Here is a 9,284-nt window from a genome sequence, read left to right on the forward strand (position 1 = left end):
GTCGCTAGACGCGTACGCCGGGGCATCGATTTGAGACGATTCGCCATTGACCACGCTCGACGTCGACTCCAGTAGCCAGTCCACCCAGAACGACACTCCGACCAAGGAGATGCGCGTTCCCACCGGGCTGGCGATGGTCGTGCTCGACTACACCGACGACGCCGCCCGATTCCCCGGCGGCAAGCCGCCGGATGACGCCGAACGAGGGTCCGCGACGGACGGGCCGCCGGACGCCGAACCGCGCGAAGAGACCGCCGAGACCGCTTCCGCCGAGACCGACCCCCACGACGGTCGGGGTCCCGGCGATCAGGCTCCGCCTTCGCCCGACGACGCCGCCGTTCCCGCGGAACAGCAGCCTCATGGTCTCGGCGACGGCCAGCCCGGAGCCGAGGACGCCCCGCTCGGCGGCGGTCACTCCGACGCGCCCACTCGGCAGTTCCGCGTGCTCGTCGCCCCGGAGCCCGCCGGACGGCCCGAGCCGGTCGAGGAACCGGCGCAGACCGCGCAGGAGCCGGTCCCGAACGCCGAGAAGACTCCGGACCCACCCGAGTCCGCCGAGGCCCCGGCGGCACCGGCGGCCCCGGACACAGCCGAGAGTGCCGACGCGGAGGCCGTCGCGGAGGAATCGCCGCCGGCCGGACCCTCGGCGCCGGACGAGTCTCCCGCCGCCGAACAGTCCCGGCCCGAACCGCCGCAGCCGGAACAGCCGCAGCCCGAACAGTCCCGGCCCAAACCGCCGCGCCCCGATCCGCGCGGCACGGCGCCGACGGTCCCGGTGACCCGGCAGGCGCCCGGCCGCGCTCCGGATCCCAGGCCCGCACCGAAACGCCCGGCGCCCGCCGCCCAGCGAGCACGACCGACCGCACCACCGCCGCACTCGTCCCGGCCCGCTCCCGCCCGCCCGCCGGCCCGTCCGGCAGCGACAGCCGCCCCGGAGCCGGCCGCGACCACGCTCAAGCCGGGCCGGATCCGCCGGGCCCCCGCGCTGGACGGCCTGCGCGGCATCGCCGTGCTGTCGGTCGTGGTGTACCACCTGTTCGGCACCGTCCTGCGGGGCGGCTACCTGGGCGTCGACGTCTTCTTCGTGCTGTCCGGGTTCCTCATCACGTCGCTCCTCGTGCGCGAGTTCGGAGCCGGCGGCGAGATCTCGCTGTCCCATTTCTGGCTGCGGCGGGTGCGCCGTATCGTCCCGGCGGCGGTCACCGTGCTGGTGGTGAGTACCGCGATCGCCGGCCTGATCGGCGGCGACGTCGCCGTCCAGCTGTGGCCGCAGTTCACCAGCTCGATGTTCTTCGTCAACAACTGGGTGCAGATCGCCCAGTCGCAGAGTTACTTCGCCGACACCACGCCGCGCATCTTCATGCACTACTGGTCGCTGGCGATCGAGGAGCAGTTCTACGTCGTCTGGCCGCTGCTGTTCGTCGCACTCATGTGGCTGCGCCGTCGCCGGCCGGTCCGTCGCCGTCTGCTGTTCGCCGCCGTCGCCGCCACGGTGCTGGCGTTCGCCTCGGTGGCCCTCATGGCGTGGCTCTACCAGCCGGACGCCGACCCCAGCCGGGTCTACTTCGGCAGCGAGACCCATGCCTTCGGGCTGCTCTCCGGCGTCGTTCTCGCCCTGCTGGTGACCAGCCCGGCGTCGAACGCGACCGATTCGTGGCCGCGCAAACTGCCGCGCCGCACCGCGCAGATCATCGGGTGGACGCTCGGACCGCTCGCCTTCGCCGGTCTCATCGCGCTGATGTTCGTCCTGCCGGACACCGCCCCGATCACCTACCGCGGCGGACTGTTCGCGGCCTGCGTGCTCGCCGCCGCCGTCGTCTACAACGCGGTCCGGGAGACCGGGCCGGTGCCGCGGCTCCTGCGGCTGCCCGCGCTGCGCTGGCTCGGTGAGCGCTCGTTCAGCCTGTACCTGTGGCACTGGCCGGTGATGGTCTTCGTCAAACACTGGCTGATGGGCCCGCATTCGGAGACCCCGCTCTGGGTGGCCGGCACGATCGCCGCCGTGATCTCGCTCGTGGCGTCCGAGCTCTCGTACCGCTGGATCGAGACGCCGTTCCGGCGGCTGGGCTTCCGCGGTGTACTGACCGCGCTCGGCAGCAACGCCCATCGGGCCCGCCCCGCGGTGGTGGCGGTCGTGACGACCGTCGCCGTCCTGCTGGCGGGGTCGGCGCTGGGCACCAGCCCGGCGAAGTCGCAGCTGGAACTACAGCTCGACCACCTCGCCGAGCAACAGAAAGAGGCACAGCGCCAGGCCGATGAACAGGCGAAACACCCGCAGCCTCCGGCGACCGGGTTGCCTGCGGGCACCGACGTCACGGCGGTCGGCGACTCGGTGATGCTGGCCGCCTCGGCGTCCCTGCGAAAGAAGTTCCCCGGCATCTACATCGACGCCGAGGTGTCACGGCACTACACCGGCGGCGAGGTGGTGCTGCAGGATCTGGCGTCGTCGGACAAGATCCGCGACTACGTCGTGCTCGGTTTCGGCACCAACGGCCAGGCGTTCCCCGGACAGCTCGACCGGATCCTCCGGATGCTCGGCCCCGACCGCAAGGTGGTACTGGTGGTGCCGTACGGCCCGGTCGAGGGCATTCCGCAGGCCGCGCGGCAGGTGATCGCGTACGCCCCGACCCGCAAGAACGTGTTCCTGGCGCCGTGGTGCTCGGCCGCCGCCGCCCACCCGGATCTGCTCGGCCCCGACGATGTGCACCCGTTCGGGGCCGGCACCGATCTGTACACCGACGCGGTGGCGCAGGGCCTCAAACAGGCCGTCTCCGGCGAGCGCGACACGTCCATCGGCTGCCCGCTCTAGCCGATCCAGCGCACCGCCGGGGTGGAGCCGGACCCGGCCGGGTACGCCCGAGCCAGGGCGTCGGCGAACCGCCGATTCCGTTCCGCGGTCGCCGCGGCGGTGTAGTGGATGCCGTCGGTGAACATCTCCGGGCGGGCGGCGGCCGACCAGTCGTACACGGCGAGGTCGTCGTACCGCGCGGTGGCCCGGCGCAGCGCGTCGTTGAAGACCGCCATCGCCGCGCTGTCGAAGGCCCGGTTCTGCGGGTTGGACGATGCGATCGTCGGCCAGAGCACCGGCTGACCCGCCAACTGCCGCATCACCGCGTCGATCCGGGCGTCGGCGTCGACGGAGGAGCCGGAACTGATCGCCCCGGCGTCGTTGACGCCCATCGCGATCACCCAGCAGCCACGTTCACCGCGGCCCAGGCGGGTGGCGACCGCACTCTTCGCGTCCGGTCCGGGGCCGTCGACGATCGCCCGGCCGCTCAGCGCGTCGACGGTGACGTTCCGTGCACCGACCCGCCGATACTGCGCGCCGGCGGTGTCCCCGGCTCTGGGCAGCATCGCGGCCGTGTCCGCCGCGACGGAGGTGGAGTCACCCACCTGGATCACGGTGTCGCAGCGGGTGGTGCCGGCCGGCTGCGTCCCCGGGCTCAGCAGCCCGGGCAGCGCGCCCAACAGGTCCGGCAGATTCAGGTCCGACGACGAGTTGCCCACCGCGCCGAGCACGCCGTCGGGCACCGCCGGCACCGCTTCGGCGACCCCGGAGACGGCAAGGAGCAGCGCGGCACCCGTGCCCGCCGCGCCGAGCAGCGCCCGGCGACGGACGCGGCGACCGGTATCACGGGCCGCGCGGGTCTTCGGAGATTCGGTCACGGAGTTCCCCTCGACGAGTCCAGACGAACCGGTTTCGCCGGACTGTAGTCCCACTAAACTACAGACGTCACTTCAGTCACAACTGCGGGATCTCGGCGCCGCCTTCGCTACGAAACGGCCGCGGCCGCCACCGCGACCGGATCCGCGTACACGGCCGACAGTGCGACCGCCACCGGCGCCGCCTCCGGGACATGCACGCCGAAACGCGTCGGCACGATCTCCAGCGGCCAGCCGGTACTGGTGGCCGCGTCGAACGCGGCCTGCACCGGTGCGAGACCGCGCGGGTGGGCGGCGAAGGCCTCACCGGCGACGATCACCGAATCCGGGTTCACCACATCGCGCATCACGGCCACCGCCTGCCCCAGCACCCGGGCCCGCGCATCGGCGAGGACCTGGGCGTCGTCGCCGGTGCCCAGCCGCGCGGCGGCGGCCTTGAGCGCGGCGGTCCCGATCACCGTCTGCAAGGCCGCGATCGGCTCGGTGTCGAGCGGCCCCGGGGCGACCGGCAGCGACGCGATGGAGCCGGCACCGCGGGTCGGCTGATGCACCTCGTCCTCGAAGATCATCGCCATGCCGACGGTCTCGCGCGCGTAGAAGAACAGTGCCGCGCCGTGCGGCACCACCTCGCCACCGAGCAGCAGTTCGGCCGCCGCCATCGCCTGGACGTGTTCGGCGACGGATACCCGGACGCCCAGCGCGTCGTGCAGCCGCGGCCCCAGCGGCTGCGACCGCCAGCGCAGGATCGGGTGATCCACCACGCCGGTCTCCGCGTCGACGCCGCCGCCGAGCGCGGCACCCGCCCACAGCACGCGGCGGCCGGAGAAGCGGCCCACCAGTTCCGCGAGCGCCGCCGCCAGCCGCTCGACGGCCGCCTCGGCGCTGCCGCTACACACGTCCTGGGTCGCGATCGCGTGGCTGTACAGGGTGCGGCCGCCGATGTCGGCGATCACCAGCGCGGTGCGCCGGGCCCCGATGTGGATACCGGCCACGCAGTAGCGGTCCCGGTCCAGGGTGATCGGGATCTTCGGCCGCCCGACACCCCGGCTGTCGACCAGGTCCGGACGCTCGTCGACCAGGCCCGCCGCGGCCAGCGCCGTGATCTGCCGGTTGACCGTCGCCGGGCTGAGACCGGTGCGCACGGTGATCTCGTCACGCATCGCCGGACCCCCGACACGGATCGCGTTCAGCACCATGCTGGCCGGAGCCGAACCCACGCGCAGCTTGGCCGCGACCACTCCGGAGCCGGTCATGGCGTCGAATCTAGCAGTCGGGCCCGCCGCCTAGACTGGGGTTCATGACGACGCTGCGCAGTGCTCCCGCTTCTTCGACCGACTCCGGACCGGCCCCCGCCGCCAAGGTCGCCGTGGTGACCGGCGCCAGCTCGGGCATCGGCGCGGCGACCGCCCGCGCCCTGGCCGCCGACGGATACCGGGTGGTCCTCGGCGCCCGGCGCACCGACCGCGTGGAGGCGCTCGCGACCGAGATCGGCGGCCGCGCGCAGTATCTCGACGTGACCGACCCGGCGTCGGTGGAACGCTTCTGCGGGACGCTCGACCGTGTCGACGTCCTGGTGAACAACGCCGGCGGCGCGAAGGGCCTGGCGCCGGTCGCCGAAGCGGACCTGGACGACTGGCGCTGGATGTGGGAGACCAACGTGGTCGGCACGCTGCGCATGACCAAGGCCCTCTTGCCCGCGCTGATCGCGTCGGGCGACGGCCTGATCGTGACCGTTACCTCGATCGCCGCGCTCGACGTCTACGACAACGGCGCCGGCTACACCTCCGCCAAGCACGCGCAGAGCGTGCTGCACAGCACCCTGCGCGGCGAACTGGTCGGGCAGCCCGTACGCCTCACCGAGGTCTGCCCCGGCATGGTCGAGACCGAGTTCTCCCTCGTCCGCTTCGACGGCGACGCCGAGCGCGCGGCGAAGGTCTACGACGGTCTGACCCCGCTCACCGCCGACGACATCGCTGAGGTGATCGCCTTCGCCGCGTCCCGGCCGCCGCATGTGAACCTCGACCGGATCGTGCTCAAGCCGCGCGATCAGGTCGACGCCCGCCGGAACGTCCGCACCGGATAGGCGGCCGACCGGTTCCGCCGCTTTCCCCGATTTCGCCGATCCGGGCGGAATCCGGAGTAGGCGGCGATTTGCGACGCATCCCGGCGGCGTGTCGTGATTCGCCGGAACCGCCCCACCAGGGTGTGCGCTGCGCGATGACTACTGCTGTCACCCCACCCTTGTCAATGCGCATATCCACAGGTCGGAGCGGCTATCCACAGCGTCCGACAATCCCTGGAATAGCCGGTCGGTGAACGCTTACAGTCACTCGCATGACTCGGGGGATCATCGAAGAGGTCAGTGACGCGGAACTGTTGCATGCGGGGGCGCGTGGCGACGGCGGGGCGTTCGGCGAACTCTACGAACGGCACAAGCGCTACCTCTGGTCGATCGCGCTGCGCACCGCGCAGGACCCCGACGATGCCGAGGACGCCCTGCAGGACGCGCTGGTCAGCATCGTCCGGACCGCGGGCTCGTTCCGGTGCGACTCATCGGTGCTGGTGTGGATGCACCGCGTCGTCGTCAACTCGTGTCTCGACCGCCTGCGGCGCCGCAAGTGCCACGACGGCGTCCCGCTCCCCGAGTTCGACTGCGCCGCACCGCACATCGCCCCGGAGGACTTCACCGAGAGCATCGATCTGCAACTCGCCATCGGCCGCGCGCTCGACGTCCTGCCTGCCGGCCAACGGGAGGCGATCATCGCGGTCGATCTGCAGGGCCGTTCCATCGAGGAGACCGCGGCGCTCCTCGGCGTCGCGCCGGGCACCGTCAAGAGCCGGTGCGCCCGGGGCCGCCACAAGTTGGCACTGGTCCTCGGCCACCTCCGGCTGGACGACTGACCGGCGCCCAGGCCGGTGCGCCCCGGAGAAGGCGGCTTCGAGGCTGCTCGACCGGCGCCTCTTCGACCGCGCGTCGACGCACCTCAGCCGTCGTGCCGATCCGGCGGGTCCGCGCGATTCACTCGCCGCCAGTCGTCCTCCTGGCCGCCACCGTAGAGATCGGTGGAGCCGAACGAACCTCGCGTCCACCACTCGCGGCCGCCGCGCGTCGCCGCCCACGGCCCGATCCGGCGGCCGCCTCGCGGACCGGGGATCACGACCAGATCGGTCCAGATCGCGCCGACCACCACGGCCCCGGCCAGCACCGCGACCGCTGCCACGACACCCCCCGACCGTGCTGCCCCCACGCACGCCGATCACCGCGACGCACACCGCGAACGCGAGCCAGGCCGGCCAGTACATCCAGCCGAGACCGCGGCGCCCCACGCGCGGGTGGTCGGCGGTGGGCGCCCGGTCGTCGGTCACCGCGAGCGCCGTGACGGCCAGCGCCACCACGAAGACGATTCCCGTCACCCACTGCATCGACGCGGGCCCAGCGCTATTCCAGGAAACCGGCGAGGACCGCTTCGGTGCCGGAGAGACCCAGCCGGTTCGCCCCGGCGGCGATCAGTTCGGCGGCGAACGCGGCGTCGCGGATGCCGCCGCTGGCCTTGACACCGATCCCGTCGCCGACGGCCGCGCGCATCACCCGCACCGCCTCCACACTCGCCCCACCGGCCGGATGGAGTCCGGTGGAGGTCTTGACGAAGTCGGCGCCGCCCTCGACGGCGCGGCGGCATACCTGCGCCAGCCCGTCCGGGCCGATCCGGTCGAGCAGCACCGCCGACTCGACGATCACCTTCAGCACCGCGTCCCCGGCCCCCTCACGGACGGTCACCACGTCGGCGAAGACCTCGTCGAACCGGCCGTCGACGGCCGCGCCGATGTCGATCACCATGTCGATCTCGTCGGCACCGGAATCCACCGCCAGACGCGCCTCGGCGGCCTTGACCAGCGAGTGATGCTTGCCGGACGGGAAGCCGGCCACCACGCAGGTCCGCTGCGCACCGGTGTCGATCGGAAGCATCGACGGCGACAGGCACACCGCGTAGACGCCGAGCCGGGCCGCGTCGGCGACCGCCGCCTCGGCGTCGGCGCGGGTCGCCTCCGGTTTGAGCAGGGTGTGGTCGACGAGGGCCGCGACCTGGCTGCGGCGCAGGTTGGTTTCAATCACGACAACGAGCTTGGCACACTGGTTCGGGTGACCGCCTCCCCCACCGATGACAACCGCAGCTTCGTGTTGACCCTGGGCTGCCCCGACCGCACCGGCATCGTCGCCACCATCTCCGGATTCCTCGCCGGGATCGGCGGCTGGATCACCGAAGCCGCCTACCATTCCGACCAGACCTCCGGCTGGTTCTTCACCCGGCAGGCGATCCGGGCGTCGTCGGTCGGTTTCACGGTCGACGAGATCCGCGCTCGCTTCGCCGCGGTCGCCGCCGGACTGGGCCCGGAGACCGAGTGGAACGTGACCGACACCGGGGAACCCAAGTCGGTGGTGCTGCTGGTGAGCCGCGACAGCCACTGCCTCACCGATCTGCTCTCCCGTGCCGAACGCGGTGAACTGCCCGCGCGCATCCGCGCCGTGATCGGCAACCACCGCGACCTGGAATCACTGACGACGCGCTTCGGCGTGCCCTTCCACCACGTGCCGTTCCCGGCCGGGGACCCCGAGGGCAAGACCGCCGCCTTCGAGCAGGTGCGTGAACTGGTCGACGCGCACGACCCGGACGCGGTAGTGCTGGCCCGCTTCATGCAGATCCTGCCCGCCTGGCTGTGCGAGGCGTGGGCCGGGCGGGCGATCAACATCCACCACAGCTTCCTGCCCAGCTTCATCGGTGCGCGCCCGTATCATCAGGCCTTCGACCGCGGTGTGAAGCTGATCGGCGCGACCTGCCACTACGTCACCGCCGACCTCGACGCGGGCCCGATCATCGAGCAGGACGTGGGCCGGATCAGTCACGAGCAGACGCCGGCCGACATGGTCCGCCAGGGCCGCGACATCGAGACTCTGGTCCTCTCCCGCGGCGTGCGCTGGCACCTCGAGGACCGCGTCCTGGTCCACGGCCGCAAGACCGTCGTCTTCGCCTGACCCCGAAGCCCACCTCGTCGACCGTTGCGAACCACCTGGCCAGGCCCGCATCCATCCCGTTGAACCGCCCCGGCCCCACTAGCCTGTTGAACCGCTCCGGCCCCACTAGCCCGTTGAGCCGCTCCGGCCCACTAGCCGGTTGAGCCGATCGAGCCGCAAGGCGAGATCGAGTCGAAACGCACCCCTGCCCGCCGAAAGTCGTTTCGACTCGGCCGGGCCCCGGGGGCCCGTCCGGCTCAACGAGCTGCTGAAGCGGCCCCCTCAGCCGGTTGAACAGGTCAAGCCGCAAGGCACAGACCGTGCCGAAACACAGCCCCGACTGTGGAAGCTCGTCGAACCGTTCCCGGCCCCACTAGCCCGTTGAGCCGATCGAGCCGCAAGGCGAGATCAAGTCGAAACGCACCCCTGCCCGCGGAAGGTCGTTTCGACTCGGCCGGGCCCCGGGGGGCCCGTCCGGCTCAATGAACCGTCCTGGGTCTGGTGGAGACCGTGAACGCACCAGGAGAATGCGATCATGGCAGCACCACGAAAGTTCGATTCCGAGACCCGTGAGCGGGCCGTCCGGATGTACCACGACCGGCTGAAGGAG

Annotated in this window: 8 protein-coding genes; 4 read left to right on the forward strand and 4 right to left on the reverse strand. The window is 71.9% G+C overall.

Going from position 1 to position 9,284, the window contains the following annotated elements; translation table 11 throughout:
- Positions 1-46 precede the first annotated feature (46 nt).
- Positions 47-2,809, forward strand: coding sequence for an acyltransferase family protein (locus tag ACSEEN_RS10720; protein ID WP_440713153.1), 2,763 nt, complete (start codon positions 47-49; stop codon positions 2,807-2,809).
- On the opposite strand, the gene ACSEEN_RS10725 is transcribed toward ACSEEN_RS10720, so the two are convergent.
- Together ACSEEN_RS10725 and ACSEEN_RS10730 are read right to left on the reverse strand one after the other, a co-directional pair.
- Entirely contained in the window at positions 2,806-3,666 is an 861-nt protein-coding gene (locus tag ACSEEN_RS10725; protein ID WP_440713154.1) for an SGNH/GDSL hydrolase family protein, read from the reverse strand. The two genes, ACSEEN_RS10720 and ACSEEN_RS10725, sit on opposite strands and share 4 nt — an antisense overlap.
- Before the next feature lie 107 nt (positions 3,667-3,773).
- Positions 3,774-4,916, reverse strand: a complete 1,143-nt coding sequence (locus tag ACSEEN_RS10730) for an ROK family transcriptional regulator (RefSeq protein WP_298444210.1) — start codon at positions 4,914-4,916, stop codon at positions 3,774-3,776.
- Between the two features lie 44 nt (positions 4,917-4,960).
- On the opposite strand from ACSEEN_RS10730, the gene ACSEEN_RS10735 reads away from it, so the two are divergent.
- Positions 4,961-5,746, forward strand: coding sequence for an SDR family NAD(P)-dependent oxidoreductase (locus ACSEEN_RS10735; protein ID WP_247865241.1), 786 nt, complete (start codon positions 4,961-4,963; stop codon positions 5,744-5,746).
- A 251-nt stretch (positions 5,747-5,997) separates the two neighbouring features.
- Positions 5,998-6,564: an RNA polymerase sigma factor SigM gene (sigM, locus tag ACSEEN_RS10740; protein WP_247865242.1), complete on the forward strand. Its 567-nt coding sequence runs from the start codon at positions 5,998-6,000 to the stop codon at positions 6,562-6,564.
- 83 nt (positions 6,565-6,647) lie between these two features.
- Here the strand turns inward: sigM and ACSEEN_RS10745 are convergent, their stop codons facing one another.
- Together ACSEEN_RS10745 and deoC are read right to left on the reverse strand one after the other, a co-directional pair.
- Positions 6,648-6,884, reverse strand: coding sequence for a hypothetical protein (locus tag ACSEEN_RS10745; protein ID WP_298444214.1), 237 nt, complete (start codon positions 6,882-6,884; stop codon positions 6,648-6,650).
- A gap of 218 nt (positions 6,885-7,102) precedes the next feature.
- Entirely contained in the window at positions 7,103-7,777 is a 675-nt protein-coding gene (deoC, locus tag ACSEEN_RS10750; RefSeq protein ID WP_440713155.1) for a deoxyribose-phosphate aldolase, read from the reverse strand.
- Between the two features lie 27 nt (positions 7,778-7,804).
- Between deoC and purU the strand changes: the two genes are divergently transcribed.
- On the forward strand, positions 7,805-8,695 hold the full coding sequence (gene purU, locus ACSEEN_RS10755; RefSeq protein ID WP_247865245.1) for a formyltetrahydrofolate deformylase: 891 nt from the start codon (positions 7,805-7,807) through the stop codon (positions 8,693-8,695).
- Positions 8,696-9,284 lie beyond the last annotated feature (589 nt).

The sequence above is a fragment of the Gordonia marina genome, from assembly GCF_052036135.1.
In the GTDB taxonomy this organism is placed as follows: domain Bacteria; phylum Actinomycetota; class Actinomycetes; order Mycobacteriales; family Mycobacteriaceae; genus Gordonia.